This window comes from Shinella sp. SUS2, from assembly GCF_001262505.1.
Classification (GTDB): domain Bacteria; phylum Pseudomonadota; class Alphaproteobacteria; order Rhizobiales; family Rhizobiaceae; genus Shinella.
Genome location: NZ_KQ410726.1, coordinates 34,835 through 52,872 on the forward strand (window position 1 = coordinate 34,835; position 18,038 = coordinate 52,872).

The 18,038-nt window shown below is 65.3% G+C and carries 16 protein-coding genes; 8 read left to right on the plus strand and 8 right to left on the minus strand.

Features of this window, described 5'->3' with window-relative positions; genetic code table 11:
• Positions 1-166: 166 nt before the first annotated feature.
• Positions 167-1,975: a DNA mismatch repair endonuclease MutL gene (mutL, locus tag AKG11_RS07050; protein WP_023515454.1), complete on the minus strand. Its 1,809-nt coding sequence runs from the start codon at positions 1,973-1,975 to the stop codon at positions 167-169.
• A 307-nt stretch (positions 1,976-2,282) separates the two neighbouring features.
• Between mutL and AKG11_RS07055 the strand changes: the two genes are divergently transcribed.
• Positions 2,283-3,980 carry a response regulator gene (locus AKG11_RS07055; protein WP_050743408.1) on the plus strand — a complete coding sequence of 566 codons (1,698 nt, stop codon included), beginning with the start codon at positions 2,283-2,285 and terminating at the stop codon, positions 3,978-3,980.
• Positions 3,981-4,001: 21 nt separating this feature from the next.
• Here AKG11_RS07055 and AKG11_RS07060 read toward each other — a convergent pair whose 3' ends face one another.
• Entirely contained in the window at positions 4,002-5,009 is a 1,008-nt protein-coding gene (locus AKG11_RS07060; protein WP_050743409.1) for a calcium-binding protein, read from the minus strand.
• 290 nt (positions 5,010-5,299) lie between these two features.
• Here AKG11_RS07060 and AKG11_RS07065 point away from each other — a divergent pair, with 290 nt between their 5' ends.
• Together AKG11_RS07065 and AKG11_RS07070 are read left to right on the plus strand one after the other, a co-directional pair.
• Positions 5,300-6,655, plus strand: coding sequence for a putative bifunctional diguanylate cyclase/phosphodiesterase (locus tag AKG11_RS07065; protein ID WP_023515451.1), 1,356 nt, complete (start codon positions 5,300-5,302; stop codon positions 6,653-6,655).
• A 115-nt stretch (positions 6,656-6,770) separates the two neighbouring features.
• Positions 6,771-7,106, plus strand: coding sequence for a PilZ domain-containing protein (locus tag AKG11_RS07070; RefSeq protein WP_023514081.1), 336 nt, complete (start codon positions 6,771-6,773; stop codon positions 7,104-7,106).
• Between the two features lie 3 nt (positions 7,107-7,109).
• Here AKG11_RS07070 and AKG11_RS07075 read toward each other — a convergent pair whose 3' ends face one another.
• Entirely contained in the window at positions 7,110-8,036 is a 927-nt protein-coding gene (locus tag AKG11_RS07075) for a LysR substrate-binding domain-containing protein (protein ID WP_023514080.1), read from the minus strand.
• A gap of 88 nt (positions 8,037-8,124) precedes the next feature.
• On the opposite strand from AKG11_RS07075, the gene AKG11_RS07080 reads away from it, so the two are divergent.
• Positions 8,125-9,672 carry a trimethylamine methyltransferase family protein gene (locus AKG11_RS07080; RefSeq protein WP_245290243.1) on the plus strand — a complete coding sequence of 516 codons (1,548 nt, stop codon included), beginning with the start codon at positions 8,125-8,127 and terminating at the stop codon, positions 9,670-9,672.
• Positions 9,673-9,750: 78 nt separating this feature from the next.
• Here AKG11_RS07080 and AKG11_RS07085 read toward each other — a convergent pair whose 3' ends face one another.
• From AKG11_RS07085 to AKG11_RS07105, 5 genes are all read right to left on the minus strand, one after another.
• Complete coding sequence (locus AKG11_RS07085) at positions 9,751-10,428, minus strand: PRC-barrel domain-containing protein (protein WP_050743411.1); 678 nt, start codon at positions 10,426-10,428, stop codon at positions 9,751-9,753.
• A 198-nt stretch (positions 10,429-10,626) separates the two neighbouring features.
• Positions 10,627-11,511 carry an SMP-30/gluconolactonase/LRE family protein gene (locus AKG11_RS07090; RefSeq protein ID WP_023514077.1) on the minus strand — a complete coding sequence of 295 codons (885 nt, stop codon included), beginning with the start codon at positions 11,509-11,511 and terminating at the stop codon, positions 10,627-10,629.
• Complete coding sequence (locus tag AKG11_RS07095) at positions 11,508-12,146, minus strand: 2-dehydro-3-deoxy-6-phosphogalactonate aldolase (protein ID WP_050743577.1); 639 nt, start codon at positions 12,144-12,146, stop codon at positions 11,508-11,510. Before AKG11_RS07095 ends, AKG11_RS07090 begins: the two co-directional genes overlap by 4 nt.
• A 59-nt stretch (positions 12,147-12,205) precedes the next feature.
• Positions 12,206-13,141: a 2-dehydro-3-deoxygalactonokinase gene (locus AKG11_RS07100; protein WP_050743412.1), complete on the minus strand. Its 936-nt coding sequence runs from the start codon at positions 13,139-13,141 to the stop codon at positions 12,206-12,208.
• Entirely contained in the window at positions 13,141-13,902 is a 762-nt protein-coding gene (locus AKG11_RS07105; protein ID WP_050743413.1) for an SDR family NAD(P)-dependent oxidoreductase, read from the minus strand. The genes AKG11_RS07100 and AKG11_RS07105 overlap by 1 nt, the downstream gene beginning before the upstream one ends.
• Positions 13,903-14,004: 102 nt before the next feature.
• On the opposite strand from AKG11_RS07105, the gene AKG11_RS07110 reads away from it, so the two are divergent.
• From AKG11_RS07110 to AKG11_RS07125, 4 genes are all read left to right on the plus strand, one after another.
• Positions 14,005-14,793, plus strand: a complete 789-nt coding sequence (locus tag AKG11_RS07110; RefSeq protein ID WP_050743414.1) for an IclR family transcriptional regulator — start codon at positions 14,005-14,007, stop codon at positions 14,791-14,793.
• Between the two features lie 263 nt (positions 14,794-15,056).
• Positions 15,057-15,794, plus strand: a complete 738-nt coding sequence (locus AKG11_RS07115; RefSeq protein ID WP_023512467.1) for a helix-turn-helix transcriptional regulator — start codon at positions 15,057-15,059, stop codon at positions 15,792-15,794.
• Between the two features lie 84 nt (positions 15,795-15,878).
• On the plus strand, positions 15,879-16,622 hold the full coding sequence (locus AKG11_RS07120; protein WP_023512466.1) for a helix-turn-helix transcriptional regulator: 744 nt from the start codon (positions 15,879-15,881) through the stop codon (positions 16,620-16,622).
• A gap of 115 nt (positions 16,623-16,737) precedes the next feature.
• On the plus strand, positions 16,738-17,913 hold the full coding sequence (locus tag AKG11_RS07125; RefSeq protein WP_050743415.1) for an Mrp/NBP35 family ATP-binding protein: 1,176 nt from the start codon (positions 16,738-16,740) through the stop codon (positions 17,911-17,913).
• The last annotated feature ends 125 nt before the right edge of the window (positions 17,914-18,038 follow it).

Genomic DNA, 18,038 nt, shown 5'->3' on the forward strand with positions numbered 1-18,038 from the left:
CCAGCCTTTTCGCTGTCGCACCCGTGAAGGGGCAGGCGTTGGAAGAACGGGCCACGCCTTCCGCCCAGAGCATTTCCGGTGAACTCCGGTTCACCGGAAATACTCTGGATTCTTGTTTTACCGCGTTATCCGACGCCGAAGCGATTTCGCTTCGGCTGGAAATGCTCTAGCTCCGCCCGAACAGGCGCTCGATATCGGAAAGCTTGAGCTCGATATAGGTCGGCCGGCCGTGGTTGCACTGGCCGGAGCCGGGCGTCGCCTCCATCTGGCGCAGGAGCGCGTTCATCTCCTCCGGCCGCATGCGCCGGCCCGAGCGCACGGAGCCGTGGCAGGCCATGGTGGCGGCAAGGTATTCCAGCTTGTTCTTCAGCCCGCTCGCCGTGTCCCATTCGGCAAGTTCGTCGGCAAGCTGGCGCACGAGCCCGACGGCGTCCATCTCGCCGAGCATGGCCGGCGTCTCGCGGATGGCGACGGCGCCCGGTCCGAAGCGCTCGATGCCGAGGCCGAGGCGGGAGAATTCCTCCGCATGGGACACCAGCCGGTCGCAATCGTCCTCGGAAAGATCGACGATCTCGGGGATGAGCAGGGCCTGCGCCGGTACCGCCCGGGCATGGAGGGCGTTGCGCATCGCCTCGAAGACCAGCCGCTCATGCGCGGCATGCTGGTCGACGATGACGAGCCCATCCTCGGTCTGGGCGACGATGTAGTTCTCGTGCAATTGCGCGCGTGCTGCGCCGAGCGGGTGGCGCTGCGGCGGTTCCTCTTCCCGCGGCGTTGCCGGGGAAGGGGCGAAGACCGGTTCGCTGCGTGCCGACGGCGCGGCGAAATCGGCAAAACCGGTCTGCCTCTCGCTGAAATGCGGCGCGGGAGCGCTTGCCGCCTCGAAGGGGCGGTAGGGCGAGGCGGCCGGGCTCCAGGGCGTCTGCGGGCGCTGCGCCTCCGGCCGGAAGGCGCGCATGAGGCCGCTTGCGCCCGTGGTGGAGGCCCGGTCGCCCTCGCGGGCGAGCGCCTCGCGGATCGCGCCGATGATGAGGCCGCGCACCAGGCCCGGGTCACGGAAGCGCACGTCGGATTTCGCCGGATGCACGTTGACGTCGACGAGTGCCGGGTCGATGTCGATCGCCAGGACCGCCACCGGATAGCGCCCGTGCGGAATGGTCTCGGCATAGGCCGCGCGCAGCGCCGACCAGATCAGCTTGTCCTGCACCGGCCGGCCGTTGACGAAGGCGAACTGGTTGAGGCTGTTGCCGCGGTTGAAGGTCGGCACGCCGGCAAAGCCGGTCAATCCGACACCCTCGCGCGCCGCGTCGATCTCGATGGCGTTGTCGCGGAAATCGCGGCCGAGCACCTGCGCGATGCGGGCGAGCCTGTCGGTGCCTGTCGCTGGAAATTCCAGCGTCGTGCGGTCGGAGCCCGACAACACGAAGCGCACATGCGGAAAGGCGATCGCCATGCGCCGCACGACGTCAGAAATGGCGGAGGCTTCCGCCTTCTCGCTCTTCAGGAATTTCAGCCGGGCGGGCGTGGCGAAAAAGAGGTCGCGCACCTCGACAACCGTGCCGCGATTGGCCGCGGCTGGCCGCACGGGCGCCACCTTGCCGCCGGTCACGCTGATCTCGGCGCCCTCGCCGGCCTCGGCCGTGCGGCTGAGCAGCGAGAGCTTGGCCACCGAGCCGATGGAGGGCAACGCCTCGCCGCGGAAGCCGAGCGTGCGGATGTCGGTAAGGTCCTTGTCGAGTTTCGAGGTACAATGCCGGCGGATGGCCAGTTCCAGATCCGCAGGCGCCATGCCGCCGCCATTGTCGGTGACACGCAGCAGCGTCTTTCCGCCGCCGGCCGTTGCGATCTCGATGCGCGTCGCCCCCGCATCCAGCGCGTTCTCGATCAGCTCCTTGGCGGCGCTTGCCGGCCGTTCGATCACCTCGCCTGCGGCAATCTGGTTGATGAGAGTTTCGGAAAGCTGCCTGATCGTCATGCTGCCATTTTCGCGGATTCGGCGAGGCCTTGGAAGGGGCAAGTTGGCTTATCCCGCCCCGCGGCGCCCGGCGACCTGAAATCGTTTAATCAGGCTTTAATAAAAAGCTGCCAACGTGCGCGCAGGTTTGTATGAACACAAGCCGGCCGGTTTCCCGGTGGACAATTTCAGCGTCGCTGGCCGCTGTCATTCCCCTCTGTCCGAAGGTGCAGGATGCACCGATCAGCATGCGTCCGGGAATGCCAGACAGGCGAGGTCTGCCACTATGAATGATGTAGCGTCGCCAGACGCGAACATCCGGCTGGGTATGTTTGAAGCCGCGTGCGATATCCTCGCCGCCGCCGTGATCGTCTACGACAAGAACGATTGCCTCGTCTTCGCCAGCCGCCAGGTCCTGCGCTACTTCCCCATTCCCGCCGATACGCTGAAGCCGGGCACGCGGCTGCGCGATGTGCTGAGCGCCATTTTCGACAGCGGCGTGCGCTACGGCATTCCGCCCGAGCAGCGCCACAAGGCCGTCAACCGCGAGGAGTGGATTTCCAACCGCATCTCGGCCCACTGGCGCGAGCAGTACGACGCCGTGGAACGGCTCGGCCGCGACCGCTGGATCCATTTCCGCAAGCGCCGCCTGCCGAGCGGCTACAATGTCACCACGCTGGTCGACGTCTCCGAGCAGAAGAAGCAGGAGGAGCAGTGGCGCTCGGATCTCGAGCGCATCGCGCTCACCGAGGAGATCCTCGAGACCCTGCCGTCGCCGGTCGTCATCAAGGATCGCAATTTCACCTATATCGCGGCCAACAAAGCCTTCTGCGCGATCTACAATGCCAATGCCGACGGCATTCTCGGCCGCTCTGTCTGGGATCTGGCGGATGCGGAGAATGCCGAGCGCATCGAGCGCTCCGACCGCATGGTGCTGGAAACGGGCGAGCCCTACAGCGTGCCGGAGCACGTCATCCGCGCCGACGGTACCGATCTCTACGCCATCACCCGGAAGTACCGCATCGGCGCCCCGGGGCACCATGCCATCGTCACGGTGATGGAAGACGTGACGGCGCTCGCTGCCGGCAACAGGGCCGTGTCGGATGACGGCGACGTGCTGCTCAGCGTGCCCGGCGGCTTCGTCGAGGCGCAGAACTGCTTCGATCCGGTGCGCGACGCCGAGCGGCGCTTGCTCCTCGAACAGTTGAACGGCGACGAACTGCGGGCGCTTTCCGGCAAGCGTGCCCTGGTCGCCACGCCCAATCCCCGCATCGAGGAGATCCTGGTCGGCGAGTTCCGGGCACGCGGGGCGGATTGCTGCGCGGTGCACAGCGTCTACGAACACGATGCCTTCCTCGCCCTTGCGGCCCGCGAGGGCCTGTCGGTCGATCTCGTGGTGATCGACAACAACCTGCCGGACCACGAGCGAATCCTTTCCAACGACCGGGGCATTGCAACGCGGGTTATCGTACCGGACGGCATCGGCCCGGATTTCATGCGCACGCTCGTCGAAGAGCACGAACTTCTCTCGGAGAACGCATCGCCGCTCGGCGACATCCTCACACCGGTGTCGCTATCGGACGACTGGTACATAGCAACGGACATTTCCGTCATGCTGCCGGGTGCCGTCGGCGACATCGAGGTGCTCGTCGCCGAGGACAACCAGATCAACCAGTTCGTCTTCTCGCAGATCCTCGAGGGCATGGGCATTTCGCACCGCATCGCCGAGAATGGCGAGGAGGCGGTGATGCTCTGGCGCAAGCACCAGCCTCGCCTCGTGCTGATGGACATTTCCATGCCCGTGATGAACGGCATAGATGCCGCGATGGAGATCCGCGAGGCGGAGAAGCTGACGGGCACCCACACGCCCATCGTTGCCGTCACCGCCCAGGCGCTCAATGTCGACATGCAGAACTGCATGGATGCCGGCATGGACGACTATATCACCAAGCCGGTCAGCCCCGACATGATCGAGGCGATCTACCGCCGCTATGTCTCCTCTGGCAGGGAGAAGGCGGTCGCGTGAGGCGACCGCCCGCGAGGGCGTTCAGAGAATGAAATCGGCCTTGGTGAAATCGATGAGGCCGGAGAAGCCGATCGCGAAATCAGCCTTGCCGTCGCCGTTCGTATCCCCGTAGACGTAGGTTTCGCTCTCATACTGCTTGAAGCGCAGTTCGCCAGCCTTCTTGTGAAAACCGCCGTCGCCGACGAACTTGAACGTCTGGTTGCCGCCGGATTTCGTGCTGGCGTCGATCGCCGAGAGGTCGATCTTGTCGCCCGACCCCTCCGAGAAGTCGGAGATCATGTCGCGGCCGGCTTCCTTGACGGTGGAATCCGTGACGGACTTGAACACGAAGACATCCCGGCCGGAGCCGCCACGCATCATGTCGGCGCCCTTGCCCCCTTCGATCGTATCCCGTCCGCTGTCGCCGTTCATCCAGTCGTTGCCGGTGCCGCCCTTGAGAAGATCGTTGCCGGAGCCGCCGTAAAGCTCGTCATTGCCGCTTTCTCCGTTGAGGACATCCTTGCCATCCTCGCCGTACAGCGTGTCCAGACCCGCGCCGCCGGCGAGCGAATCGTTGCCTCTGCCGCCCGAGAGCATGTCCGCGTCGTTGCCGCCGCCGAGGAAGTCGTCGCCGCCATAGCCCCAGATGTTGTCGTCGCCGTCATATCCGCGGATGACGTCGTCGCCGTCGTCACCGCTGATATAGTCGTCTTCGAGGAAAAGCAGGTCGAGGGCCGTCGCGGTCGTGGTGTGCTGCTTGAAGTCGTTGAGGCTCAGGTCGGCGAGGCTGATCTCCAGCGTCAATGCGTTGCCGGCATTGCGGAACTGGATGAGGCTGAAGTCGGCATCCAATCCGTCGACCGTGCCCGAGGGGTTGGAGAAGATGGCCTTCACCGTCTGGCCGTTGACGGTGACGGACACGCTTGCGGTGCCGTCCGTGTTGAAGCTGACCGTGCTTGGAGAAATGCGTTTGGCAAGCAGGGCGACCGTTTCCGCGAGCGTGCTCGTGGAGAAATTGCCGATGGTGGAATAGGTGCTGATGGTCGACATTGCCTGTTCTCCTCGCAAAACAGCCGCATCCGGACGATGCCGACGGCCCGGGTCGCAAATTTTTCGCGACTTCAAGTCCGTGCCGTCTGAAACCAGAAATTGCGTTACCTCTGCTTGCCTGTCAATATGGGTGTCCTGCGCCCGCAAAAATACAACGCAGGCGCGTCAACTCCCCAGATTTGGGGAGGCCGGTGGGCAGGAGTGACGATTGTTTGCTATGTTTTTGTTAACGGTCATGCCTCATCGTGGAACCATCCTCGGAGGTCGCGTGCAAGTACGGGAAATCATTGATGAAGTCTGCTGATCCTGCAGCGCTGGATGTTTCCCAGACTGACCTCCACGCCATGGCCTATACGGACCCGTTGACCGGGCTCGGCAACCTTTACCGGCTGCGCGACAAGGTGCGCCAGATCGCCAAGGAGCGTGAAGAGGACCCGGCACCGTTTGCCATCGGCATCGCCAATCTCGATGGTTTCAAGCCGATCAACGACCTTTTCGGCCCGCGTGCGGGGGACGAGATCCTCTGCCAGGTCGCCCATCGCCTGAAAGCCTGCATTCCCGACGGCGCCACCGTCACGCGCCATGGCGGCGACGAGTTCGCCTTCGTGCTGCCGCTGGTCTTCGAGCGCAAGGGCGCGGAGAAGATCGGCCAGATGCTGCGCGAGGTGCTTTCGGCCCCCTTCGACCTCGGCGACCGCAACGTGCGCCTTTCGGCCTCCTTCGGCTTTGCCATCTTTCCCTTTGCCGGCGAGGACTTCACGGAGCTGCTGAAGAGCGCGGACACGGCCCTCTACCGTTCCAAGCGCCGCGGCCGTGGCCAGATCACCGTCTATTCGCAGGAAATCGCCCAGGAGATGAAGCGCGCCACGCAGCTCGAGCAGGCGCTGCGCAATGCCATCATCGCCAATGAGGTGGACGTGCATTTCCAGCCGATCGTCAGCCTGCGTGACGACACGGTCGTCGGCTTCGAGGCCCTGGCGCGCTGGTGCGATGCCGACCTCGGCTACGTTTCTCCCGCCACCTTCGTGCCGCTCGCCGAAGAGCGCGGCTTCATCGATGCGCTGTCCGACACGCTCCTGCGCAAGGCCGCCGAGACGGCGCTGTCCTGGCCGAAGGAGCTGTTCCTCTCGTTCAACCTCTCCTCCGCCCAGCTGATGGACCCGAAGACGGCCTTCAACACGCTGGCGATCCTCAACCGCGCCGGGCTCGATCCGCGCCGGCTGGAGCTGGAGATCACCGAGACCGCGGTGATGACGGATGCCGACACCGCACAGAAGATCGTCGGGGAACTGCGTGCGGCGGGCGTGCGCATCTCGCTCGACGATTTCGGCACGGGCCAGTCGAGCCTCGGGCGCCTGCGTGACTTCGCCTTCGACAAGGTGAAGATCGACCGCGCCTTCGTCTCGCGCATTTCCAACGACAAGGCCTCCGAACACATCATCAAGGCGATCGTCGCCATGTGCGAGGGTCTCGATCTTGCCGTCGTCGCCGAGGGCATCGAGGATTTTTCCGAGGCGCTGAAGCTGAAGGCACTCGGTTGCGGCATGGGGCAGGGCTATTTCTACGGCAAGCCGCAGGATGCCGTCGCAACCATGCGTTTCCTCTCCGATCGCTATGTCAGCGTCGAGGGCCGTGCCGCCTCCTGAGGCGTCGTCCCGAAACAGGTCGCTTCGATAAAATTGCAGGCATTTGTTTAGCCGGATGGCAAACAACCTGCGGTATGGTTGGTTCCAGAGTGAATGTTCGTGAGTGGAGCCACGGATGACGACCATCAAGGATATGCCCGTCAGGGCGAACAGCCGTTCCAAGGTCCGGATTTTCGCGACGGTGCGGGTGATGCATCAATCGACGCGGGCGCGGGTCATCGACCTTTCCCCGACGGGCATGGCCTTCGATGTGGAAAAACCCATCCAGGCAATGGCCGGCCAGCTGGTAACGGTCGAGAGCGAGGAGCTGGGTCGCCTCAGCGGCACGGTACGCTGGTACACCAACGGCCGCCTCGGCATCGAGTACAAGCTGTCGACCAATGCGCTTGCGCAGATCACCTCCTATTTCCGCTTCTTCCATGAAGAGGTACAGCCGGTCCTGCGCCGCTGATCTTCAGGCTTCGCCGCTGCGGCCCAGCCGGCCTTCCTCGAGAAGCCAGTCCCGCACCCGCCGGGCTGGCCCGTTGAGTTCGCGCGAGCGCGGCCAGACGACGTGGAAGGCATCGTTCGTCCTCAGCACATGGCCGCCGACGGTGACGAGCGCGCCCGAGCGCACCTGCCCGTCGATGAGGTGCCGCCAGCCGAGGGCGACGCCTTCTCCCGCCAGCACGGCCTGGATCACCAGCACATAGTCGTTGATGGCAAGCCGCCGCGCCTGCGCGGGATAGCGCACACCCGCGCTGGCGAACCATTCCGGCCAGTCGCAGGCCGCCCGCACCGGCTCCTCCAGGTGGATGAGCGGCAGCTTCAAGAGTTCTTCCGGCGTCGTCGCATGCCCGCGGCTCTCCACGAAGGCCGGGCTTGCGACGGCCGTGATCACTTCCGGCGCCAGCAGCGCGGCATGATAGCGTGGCCACTTCGCCGGATCGCCGCCACGAATGCCGAGCGGGATCGGCTCCTCGTCGAGGTCGAGATCGCGCACGCTGGTCTGGATGCGCAGGTCGATGTCGGGAAGATCGGCGCGCAGCTTGGCGAGCCGCGGCAGCATCCACATCGAGGCGAAGGCGGTGGAGGCGGCAAGCGTCACATTCGCCTCCCGCCCCTTGGCGCGGATGTCTTCCGCCGATTTCTGGATGCGCGACAGGCCAAGCGTCACGTCCGCATGGAAGCGCTCGCCGGCATCGGTCAGCTCCACGGCGCGGTGGACGCGGTGGAAGAGCGCGACACCCAGCTGCTCCTCGAGATTGCGCACCGCATAGGAGACGGCCGCCTGCGTCATGCCGAGTTCGGCGGCGGCGCGGGTGAAGTTCTGGTGCCGCCCGGCAGCCTCGAAGATGATGAGACTGGAGGCGGAGGGAAGCAGGCGGCGCAAGGTTTCCATAAATGGAGCTTATAGTCTTCGTAAGTTTTTTCCAGCGTCACAAGGCGTCGTTTCACGCCTAGCCTCGTCCAGGATTATGGAGGCGACAATGGCAGACGCAGCGACGATCGAAGCACCGGCACGCAGGGGGAGGGCGCGACCTGCCCGGCGGGATGGCGCCGCCAAGGCGCTCGGCGTGCCCTATATCGTGCGGGGCATCCCGACCTATGATGTGCTGTCCGAGGAGAACCTGCAGAAGATCGAGCGGGCAGCGGACCGCATCCTCGCCGAAGTCGGCATCGAGTTCCGCGACGATCCTGCCGCCATCGACCACTGGAAGCGGGCCGGTGCGAAGGTCGAGGGTCTGCTCGTGCGCTTCGAGCCCGGCATGCTGCGTGAGATCGTTTCCTCGGCGCCCGCCGAATTCACCCAGCATGCCCGCAACCCGGCCAACAATGTCCAGATCGGCGGCAACAAGGTGGTCTTCTCGCCGGCCTATGGCTCGCCCTTTGTCATGGACCTCGACAAGGGGCGGCGCTACGGCACGCTGGAGGACTTCCGCAATTTCATCAAGCTCGCCCAGTCGAGCCCCTGGCTGCACCATTCCGGCGGCACGATCTGCGAGCCGGTCGACATCCCCGTCAACAAGCGCCATCTCGACATGGTCTACAGCCATATCAAGTATTCCGACCGCGCCTTCATGGGCTCGATCACCGCGGAGGAGCGCGCGGAGGATTCCATCGATATGGCGCGCATCCTGTTCGGTGCCGATTTCGTCGACCGGAACTGTGTCATCCTCGGCAATGTCAACGTCAATTCGCCGCTCGTCTGGGACGGCACCATGACGAAGTCCCTGCGCGCCTACGCCCGCGCCAACCAGGCCGCCGTCATCGTGCCCTTCATTCTCGGCGGCGCGATGGGGCCGGTCACCAATGCCGGCGCCATCGCCCAGTCCTTTGCCGAAACACTTGCCGGCTGCGCGCTCACCCAGCTGGAGCGCAAGGGGTCGCCGGTCATCTTCGGCAACTTCCTCTCCTCCATGTCGCTGCGGTCAGGCTCGCCCACCTTCGGCACGCCGGAGCCCGCCATCGGCTCGATGGTCGTCGGCCAGCTCGCCCGGCGCCTGAAACTGCCATTGCGCTGTGCCGGCAATTTTTCCAACTCCAAGCTGCCGGACGGCCAGGCCATGCAGGAAGGGCTGATGTCTATGCTGTCGGCGGTGCATTGCGGCGCGAACTTCATCCTGCATTCCGCCGGCTTCCTCGACGGTCTGCTTTCCATGTCCTACGAGAAGTTCGTGATGGATGCGGATCTGTGCGGCGCGCTGCATTCCTATCTCGCCGGCGTCACCGTCGACGACAACACGCTCGCCATGGACGCCTTCCTTCAGGTCGGCCCCGGCAGCCACTTCCTCGGCTGCGACCACACGATGCGCAACTACCAGACCGCCTTCTGGGATTCGGCGCTGTCCGACAACGAGCCCTTCGAGAAATGGAGCGAGGAGGGCGGCTCGACCGACATGGCGACCCGTGCCAACCGCCAATGGAAGAAGATGCTCGCCGAATACGAAGCGCCGCCGCTGGATGCTGCGATCGACGAGGCGCTCCGCGACTACATGGACCGCAAGAAGGCCGCCATGGCCGACGCCTGGTATTGAGGCCTCTGGGCCGCGCACGAAAAACCCGGTGGCGCAGGGATGTGCCACCGGGCTGGAGATCAGACGGAGCCTGCCGGATTATTCGACCGGCTGGGTGGTGGCCGGAGCCGTGCCCGTATCGGTTGTCGACGAGGTCGTCGATGTGTCGACCGGGGTATTGGCCTGGCGTTCGGCAACCTGCTGCGCCGTGGTCTTGAATTCCGGCGCGGCCTGCAGGCTTTCGGCGGTTTCGGTCGTCGTCAGCTTGACGTCGTCCGTGTCGGGGACCTGCGTGATCGAGATCTTCTCGAACGGAACCGCGACCCATTTTTCACCGATGCCCAGGAAGCCACCGACACCGACGACGGCTGCGGTAATGCCGCCGTCCTTCTCCATGATCAGGTCGGAGATCTTGCCGATGCTTTCGTCGGCGCTGTTGTAGACGGCCTGGCCGAGATAGGTGTTGGCGCTGATCTGCTCCGGCGACTGGGCCGTCAGATAGTCACCGCCGGCAGCCGGAGCCTGGGCCGTGTCCTCGGTCGGGGTCGTTGCCGGCGTCTGGGCCGTATCCTCGGTTGCAGGCGTGGTCGGGTTTGCAGCGGTGTCTCCGGGCGTGGTGCCCGTTGCGTCATCGCCGGTCATGCCCGGCTGCTGCTCCATCGTCTGGGTCTGGCCGGCGGCGGGCTGGTTGGTGTCCTGGGCATAGGCTGCCGGGGCAATGGCCGCGCCGAGGAAAAGGGCACCAGCGGCAACGGAAGTGAGAAATTTCTTGGTCATTTTGAACCTGCCTTTCGTCTCGTTGGCATCAAGGCGGGGCGGTCTTGAAAAGGGGCCGTCCACACCGGTTGATGGACAAGGAACGACGACCCCGGGCTTTGGTTCCGATAAAAATTGCCTTCTTTTTGATGGCTGCCATGCATTTTTGATGCAGGAAGCGGCCGCGGGATCGCAGGCCGCTCCCGGCTTGATGAGCCCTTAGAGCGTGAATGCCGGCTCGAAACGCCCCTTCACCGCAACGCCCAGTTCGAAGGTCTGGCCGGCATGCGGATCGGCAAGGCGACCGGCCGCCTCCAGGCCCTGCCAGGCCGATGTCACCATGAGCCGATCGGCTTTGTCGCCGATGAAGGCCGGGCAGCTGGCCTGCGACGCCGGCACCAGATGGCGGGCGATCTTCGTGCCGTCGGGCGTGTAGACGTCGACGGCGTTCGCACCCCAGCGGGCGTTCCAGATGAGCCCGTCCGCATCGCAGACCGCTCCGTCGATGTCGCCCGGCGTGCCGGTCTCGTCGCTGAGCACTTCGGGCGTGCCGGTGGGCAGGCCGGTTTTCGGGTCGAGCGCGACGCGCATGAGGTGGTTGACATGCGAATCGGTGAAGTAGCCGGTGCTGCCGTCCGGCGAGAAGCAGATGCCGTTCGGGATCGTGACGTTGGAGAACAGCTTCGTCACCGTCGTGCCGGCGATGTGGTAGATCGCGCCCGAATGTTTTTCCGCCGTGCGGCCCATCGTGCTCGCCCAGAGCGCGCCGGACGGGTGGACGCGCCCGTCATTGGAGCGGTTCTGCGGCTTGTCTTCCAGCGTGAGATAGGGGCTGAGCGCTCCATCGGCGACCTTGCGCAGGAAAAGCCCCCGGTCGGAGACGATGAGCTGGCGCTCCGGATCGACGACGGCCAGCACGCTGCCGAGGAACGGCAGCGCATGGGTCGCCTTGGTCATGGTCGCAAGATGCAGTTCATGCAGCATCTGGCCCGTAATGTCGAACCAGTAGGCCTTGCCCGTCGCCGGATCGTAGGTCGGGCCTTCGCCGAGCTGCGAGGCCGTCTCGCAGAGGGTGCGGCCGGTAAAGGAATGGATCTCGGTCATTTCTTGCCTCCATAGACGGCGTCATAGGCTACGACCGTCGCGCGGGCGCGGCTGCGCACCTCGTCGGCGCCCATGCCGACCTTGTAAAGGCTGGAGCCGAGGCCGAAGCTGCGGATGCCGATGGCGGCATAGTCGGCAAAGTTCTTTTCAGAGACGCCGCCGACGGCCGCGATCTCCAGTTCGGCCGGCAGCACGGCGCGGATCGCCTGGATGCCGGCCGGACCGAGCACGCTGGCGGGAAAGAACTTGAGGCCCGTTGCCCCGGCGCGTGCGGCGGCGAGCGCTTCCGTCGGGGTGAAGACGCCGGGCATCGTCACCATGCCCTTGGCGGCGGCGGTGGAGATGACGTCGGGCTCGACATTCGGGCTCACCATCAGCCGTCCGCCCACGTCGGCGAGCCGGTTGACATCGGCGACGGTGAGCACGGTGCCGGCGCCGATCAGGCAGCCCTCCGGTGCCATCTTCACGGCCGTCTCGATCGAGGTGAAGGGATCGGGCGAATTCAACGGGATTTCGATCGCGGTGAAGCCCGTCTCGATCAGGGCGCCGACGACGGCTTCGGTCTCGCTCGGCTTCAAGCCGCGCAGGATGGCGATCAGCGGGTACTTCATCGGGGGGAAGGGGATGCGGTTCATCGGTTCAGCTTTCTCGGAGAGCGCGTCCGGGATGGGCGGATGCGCGTTGCAGTTCATGTTCAGAGGGACCAGAGCGCCCTTGCGCCCGCGGCAAGGCCGTTGCGCACGGCGGCGTCGGCGTCGATGACGGACGGGGAGATGCCGGCGGCGGCAAGGGCGTCCTTGTAGAGTGCGCCGAGCCCGCCGGACACGACCAGCGCAACGGGCGTGCCCTCGGCGACGAGCGAGAGAGCGCCGGCGATCTCCAGGCCGATCAGCGTGCCGGAAAGGCGCGCCTTGGCATCCACGGGCGAAAGCCCCGCGATCAGCGAGCCGGCGCGCACGGAGAAGATCTGGCTCGTCGCCAGCGCCGGATTGGCGACCATGCGCGTGACGGCGGCGTGGAAGGCCGCGTTGTCGCCGGCAACCGGTCCCGCCTCGGCGATGGCGTGGCTGAGGATGGTGTTCTTGGCAATCGCCTCGAAGAGTTCGCCGGTCATGAAGGTGGAGAAGCCCGCCACCTTGCCGCCGGAAAGGCGCACCCATTTGCTGTGCGTGCCGGGCATGCAGACGAGGTGGTCACCGTCGCCGAGTGCGCCGGCCGCGCCGAGCAGCTGGGTCTCCTCGCCGCGCATGACATCGGGTGCGGCCGCATCGCGCTGGGCAAGGCCGGGAAGGATGCGGATGTCGGCGGAAACGCCGGGAATGCGCACGGCCGCGGCGGGAATGTCGGTAAGCGCGGCGGGCGTATCGAGATAACCGGCCTCGACCCAGCCCTGCTTGGCGCCGGCCATGCCGCAGATGAGGGCCGGCAGGTCCGCGGGGGCCGAGACGGCGGCAAGATGGCCTTGCAGCACCGCGGCAAAGCCGGTGCGGGCGGCGGTTGTCATGCCTTCGCCGCTGCGGCGCTCGGCGATCACGCCGCCGTCCCTGCCGACGAGCCAGAGGCGGAAGCTGGAAGTTCCCCAGTCGACCGCGGCATAGGCGGCGTCGGGGGCGGTATCGGGTGTGGTCATCAGAGCATGCCTCCGTCGACGATGAGCGTTTGTGCGGTTATGGCGGCCGAGGCGTCCGACGCCAGGAAGAGGCAGGGGCCGACCATGTCGTCGGCGATCAGCGAGCGCTTCAGGCACTGGCGGGCGATGCCGCCGGCCACCGCGTTCTCGTCGATCCACAGGCGCTTCTGCCGCTCGGTCAGCACCATGCCGGGCAGTATGGCGTTGACGCGGATATTGTCCGGCCCGAGCCGGCCGGCAAGCGACTTGGTGAGGCCGACAATGCCGGCCTTGGCGGTGGCATAGCCGGGAAATTCGCCCATGTTGAGCAGGTAGGCGATCGAGGAGAAGTTGACGATCGCTCCGCCACCGGCCGCGCGCATATGCGGCGCCACGGCCTGGGCGGCGAAGAAATGATGGCGCAGGTTCACCGCCTGGTTCTCGTCCCAATAGTCGGGTTCGACGGTATCGAGGTCGTGCCGGTCGTCGCGCGCTGCATTGTTGACGAGCACGCGAAGGCCGCCGAACACGGTGGCGGCCCGTTCGACCGCTCCACGCAGTGCATCGATGTCGCGCAGATCTGCCTTAATATAGAGGGGGAGATGCTCGACCGTTCCGTCGAGTTCCGAGACGAGGTTGCGGCTTTCAACCTCGGCGATGTCGAGAAAGGCGACACGGGCGCCAGCGGCGGCAAAGCCCTTCACCAGCGCCGCGCCGATACCCGAGCCGCCGCCGGTGACGAGAACGCCCTGTCCTGCAAGATCCGGATAGCGGCCTGTCATCGGCACTCTCCCGTAAATTCCATTATTTGGAACTGAGTTTGATTATTCGGAATTATTCCGCTACGATGCCGGCCTGTCAAGGGATGGCCGGGGGCTGCGACAATGACGAACGAACGGGACGAGGAGGGAAGCACCGGCACGCTCGGCAAGGCGATGGCGGTGCTGGAGACGGTGGCGCTCGCCGAGCGCCCCATGCGTTTCACCGATGTGCTCGCGGTCAGCGGTCAGCCGCGCGGCACGCTGCATCGCCAGCTCACCCATCTCGTGCAGGAGGGGTTGCTGGAGCTGCGCCCCGATCATGCCTATGTGCCGGGCCTGCGGCTCCTCAAGCTCGCATCCGCCAGCTGGGCACGCAACGAGTTCCGCGCCGTCGCCGCGCCCTTCCTCGAGGCGCTGCACCGGGAGACCGGCGAGACCGTGCATCTCGGCGTCCTGCGCGGCCGGGAAATCATCTATCTCGACAAGGTCGAGAGCCGGCAGGCCGTGCGCATGAACTCGCAGATCGGCAACGCCTCGCCGGTCTATTGTACCGGTGTCGGCAAGGCGGCGCTCGCCGCACTCGATGCCCAAGCGCTCGACGCTCTCCTGTCGCAGCTGGAATTCCGCCGCTTCACGCCGCAGACGATTACCAGCCGGGCTGTGCTTGTCGACGAACTAGCAACGATTCGTTCAAGCGGAATTGCTTTCGACCGGGAGGAGCACGAGCCGGGCATCCGTTGCGTCGCCGCACCGGTTTTCGATGCCGGCCGTGCGCTCGTCGCCGGTGTTTCCGTAACGGGGCCGGCCTACCGCGTCGGCGAGGCGCAGCTTGACGACTGGGCGCCGCGCGTGCGTCATGCGGCCGGCGCCATCATGGCGGAATTGACCGCTCGTCTCGGTCCGCAACGGTAAGTCGAGAAAGAAAGTCCGCGGATGATGGCATGGTTGTCTTCTGGCACCATTTTACGGTAAATTAGAAAATCGCGCTGGACGCGGAGTAGGGGCATCATTAGCTTCCGTCACGACCAGCTCACGAGTTGCGTCGCTCACCGCGAACTTGAGGCGCGGTTCATCGAACATACTTGCATTGGGATACGGGGGTTCCTGAGGCAAGCAGTGCATTGTGACGGCAGTTTCTTGCCGCACGGGCGCGTGCGTGCTGAAGGAAGATGGATATGGCCGATCGATTTCATACGGCATCTGCACAGTTCCGGCACCGCTGGGACCCGGGGCCTGCGGCGTTGGGCTCGCAGGCGGACGTGGCCGAAACACTGGATGGCCTTGCCAAGCACTACGGCCTTCGCGGCTATCTCCTGATCAACGTGCCGTCGGAAACCTCGACCGACTTCTCTTCGAATGTGCTGCTGACGTCCTGGCCGGACGAAATGCTCAAGACCTACGACCATGCCGGTCTGATCTTCGGCAGCCCCGTCATCGAGCGCCTGCGCCAGAGCACCAATCCCTTCACCTACGACGCCGACCGCACGAACCATCGCCGGCCCGACGGCAAGGCGGCGATCGCGGCCGGCCTTTTCGAACGGCACGGCCTGTCGCGCGGGGCTTACTTCCCGGCCCACAATTCGGCCGGTCTGCGCGGAGCGCTTGCCTTCGGCGGCACGCGCGAAGCGCTCAATCCGCGGGAAATGGCGGAGCTCAACGCCGTCGCGAACCTCATTTTCACCGAGGTTGTCGAACTGCGGGCCGGCCGCCGGCAGAACGTCTCGCTCTCACGCCGCGAGATCGAGTGCCTGTCCTGGGCCTCCGCCGGCAAGACGAGCGTGGAAATGTCTGAAATCCTCGGCCTTTCGGAATATACGGTCAATCATTATCTCAACCGGGCGACGCGCAAGCTTGATGCCGTCAACCGTGTCCAGGCGGTCGCCAAGGCGATTCGCGCTGGGCTTTTGAACTGATGTATAAAAAAACCTTGCGACTTTCTGGAATGCGCGCGGTTCCGCTCCAAATGCCCAAGGCTAAGAATAAAATTGCGGGGAACCATGACGGCTGACGAAACGAGCAGCACCGACAACCAGCTACGGGACGAAGGCAGCGAGATCGCCGCTCTCGAAACGCAGTTCGACATCGTGCGCTATATGCGGCGCAAGTGCGAAGAATACGGGCTCAAATTTTTCATTGTCTTCAACCTGCCGGGTTTCGAGGCGGAAAAGCTGTCGGCTTACTCCATCGTCAGCAACTGGCCGCAGGAAATCCTGGCGAAATACGATGCCCTGCGCATGGTTCGCCACAGCGCCGGCATCCGCAAGCTGCGGCTCACCACGGTGCCGTTTTCCTATGACATGCGGGAATGGATCGGCGACGCCTCCGAGTCGCTGGACTTTACCGAACTGCTCGACGTCATGACCGGCCACGGCATGCTGGTCGGCCATTTTTTCCCGGTGCACGATGCGCTCGGCAATCGCGGCGCCATCGTCTGGGGCGGCGAGAACCCGGCGCTCGGCCGCGACGAGCGGTTGATGCTGCAGATGATCTCCATCCACCTCTTCAACCGTCTGGCAGAGATCGGCGCAGCCTGGAAATCCGGCCAGGTCGTCCTCACCGAACGCGAGATCCAGTGCCTCAGCTGGACGGCGGCGGGCAAGACCAGCCTGGAGATTGCCGAAATCCTCGGCCTTTCCGAGCACACGGTGAACCATTACCTCAACCAGGTCACCCGCAAGCTGGAAGCGGTCAACCGCACCCAGGCTGTGGTCAAGGCCATCCGCCGCGGGCTGATCGCCTGAAGGGGCGCCGAGGCTTTCGGTCGCGGGCGAAAACGTTTGGCGCGCGCCTTCCCGTGCACTATCTACGGGAAAGAGGGCCGCGGCCTGATGCCGCGACGGGTCGATCGAGGGTTTCATGACTGACGTAAGCAAGGAACAGGTGCTGGAACGGCTGCGCTCGGTGCGCGGCCCCGACATGGACGGCAACATCGTCGACCTCGGCCTCGTCTCCGATGTTTTCATCTCCGATGGCAAGGCCTATTTCTCCATCACCGTGCCGGCCGAACGCGCCCGCGAGCTCGACCCGATGCGTGCCGCCGCCGAGCGCGTCGTGAAAGAAATCCCCGGCATCAAGGCCGCCATGGTGGCGCTGACGGCGGACAAGCGCGCCGCTTCCGGCCCCGCCGCCGCGCGCGCGCCCACGCCGCCGGGCCGCGGCGATGCCCACAGCCATGCCGGCCATGCCCATGCCGCATCCGGCCAGCCGCAGCAGCGCGCGAAATCGGGCATTCCCGGCGTCGGCACCATCATCGCGGTCGCCTCGGGCAAGGGCGGTGTCGGCAAGTCCACCACCTCCGTCAACCTCGCTTTGGCGCTGAAGGCGAACGGCCTTCGCGTCGGCATCCTCGATGCCGATATCTACGGCCCCTCCATGCCGCGGCTCCTGAAGATCTCCGGCCGACCGCAGCAGCTCGAAGGCCGCACCATCAAGCCGATGGAGAATTACGGCATCAAGGTCATGTCCATGGGCTTCCTCGTCGACGAGGAGGTGGCGATGATCTGGCGCGGCCCGATGATCCAGTCGGCGCTGATGCAGATGCTGCGCGAGGTCGCCTGGGGCGATCTCGACGTGCTCGTCGTCGACATGCCGCCGGGCACGGGGGATGCGCAGCTCACCATGGCCCAGCAGGTGCCGCTTGCCGGTGCCGTCATCGTCTCCACGCCGCAGGACCTCGCCCTCATCGATGCGCGCAAGGGCCTCAACATGTTCAACAAGGTCGAGGTGCCGGTGCTCGGTCTCGTCGAGAACATGAGCTATTTCATCGCGCCGGATACGGGTAACCGCTACGACATCTTCGGCCACGGCGGTGCACGCAAGGAGGCCGAGCGCATCGGCGTGCCCTTCCTCGGCGAGGTGCCGCTGACCATGGACATCCGCGAGACGTCGGATGCCGGAACGCCCGTCGTCGTCTCCAATCCGGAGGGCGCGGCCGCCAAGACCTATCGCGCCATCGCCACCCGGGTCTGGCAGGAGTTGCAGGCAATCGAAGGCAAGGGCGCCCGCGGTGCGCCGTCCATCGTCTTCGAATAACCGAACCTTTCGCGTCCCGGGAGGTTGCCGGGGACGGCCTTGCTTTTTATGTTGCGCCGCGCAATATGCGCGGCCGACCGCTGAAAGGTGGCGTCCAATCAGGAGTGTGAGCGATGGTCCTTCCC

Bases quoted from the DNA above. Each gene is read 5' to 3' on its own strand.
- AKG11_RS07120 (WP_023512466.1), top strand. From the start codon at position 15,879: ATGACGGCTGACGAAACGAGCAGCACCGACAACCAGCTACGGGACGAA.
- AKG11_RS07055 (WP_050743408.1), top strand. From the start codon at position 2,283: ATGTTTGAAGCCGCGTGCGATATCCTCGCCGCCGCCGTGATCGTCTAC.
- mutL (WP_023515454.1), bottom strand. From the start codon at position 1,975: ATGACGATCAGGCAGCTTTCCGAAACTCTCATCAACCAGATTGCCGCA.
- AKG11_RS07075 (WP_023514080.1), bottom strand. From the start codon at position 8,036: ATGGAAACCTTGCGCCGCCTGCTTCCCTCCGCCTCCAGTCTCATCATC.
- AKG11_RS07105 (WP_050743413.1), bottom strand. From the start codon at position 13,902: ATGACAGGCCGCTATCCGGATCTTGCAGGACAGGGCGTTCTCGTCACC.
- AKG11_RS07070 (WP_023514081.1), top strand. From the start codon at position 6,771: ATGACGACCATCAAGGATATGCCCGTCAGGGCGAACAGCCGTTCCAAG.
- AKG11_RS07110 (WP_050743414.1), top strand. From the start codon at position 14,005: ATGACGAACGAACGGGACGAGGAGGGAAGCACCGGCACGCTCGGCAAG.
- AKG11_RS07090 (WP_023514077.1), bottom strand. From the start codon at position 11,511: ATGACCGAGATCCATTCCTTTACCGGCCGCACCCTCTGCGAGACGGCC.
- AKG11_RS07065 (WP_023515451.1), top strand. From the start codon at position 5,300: ATGAAGTCTGCTGATCCTGCAGCGCTGGATGTTTCCCAGACTGACCTC.
- AKG11_RS07060 (WP_050743409.1), bottom strand. From the start codon at position 5,009: ATGTCGACCATCAGCACCTATTCCACCATCGGCAATTTCTCCACGAGC.
- AKG11_RS07100 (WP_050743412.1), bottom strand. From the start codon at position 13,141: ATGACCACACCCGATACCGCCCCCGACGCCGCCTATGCCGCGGTCGAC.
- AKG11_RS07125 (WP_050743415.1), top strand. From the start codon at position 16,738: ATGACTGACGTAAGCAAGGAACAGGTGCTGGAACGGCTGCGCTCGGTG.
- AKG11_RS07085 (WP_050743411.1), bottom strand. From the start codon at position 10,428: ATGACCAAGAAATTTCTCACTTCCGTTGCCGCTGGTGCCCTTTTCCTC.
- AKG11_RS07095 (WP_050743577.1), bottom strand. From the start codon at position 12,146: ATGAACCGCATCCCCTTCCCCCCGATGAAGTACCCGCTGATCGCCATC.
- AKG11_RS07080 (WP_245290243.1), top strand. From the start codon at position 8,125: ATGGCAGACGCAGCGACGATCGAAGCACCGGCACGCAGGGGGAGGGCG.
- AKG11_RS07115 (WP_023512467.1), top strand. From the start codon at position 15,057: ATGGCCGATCGATTTCATACGGCATCTGCACAGTTCCGGCACCGCTGG.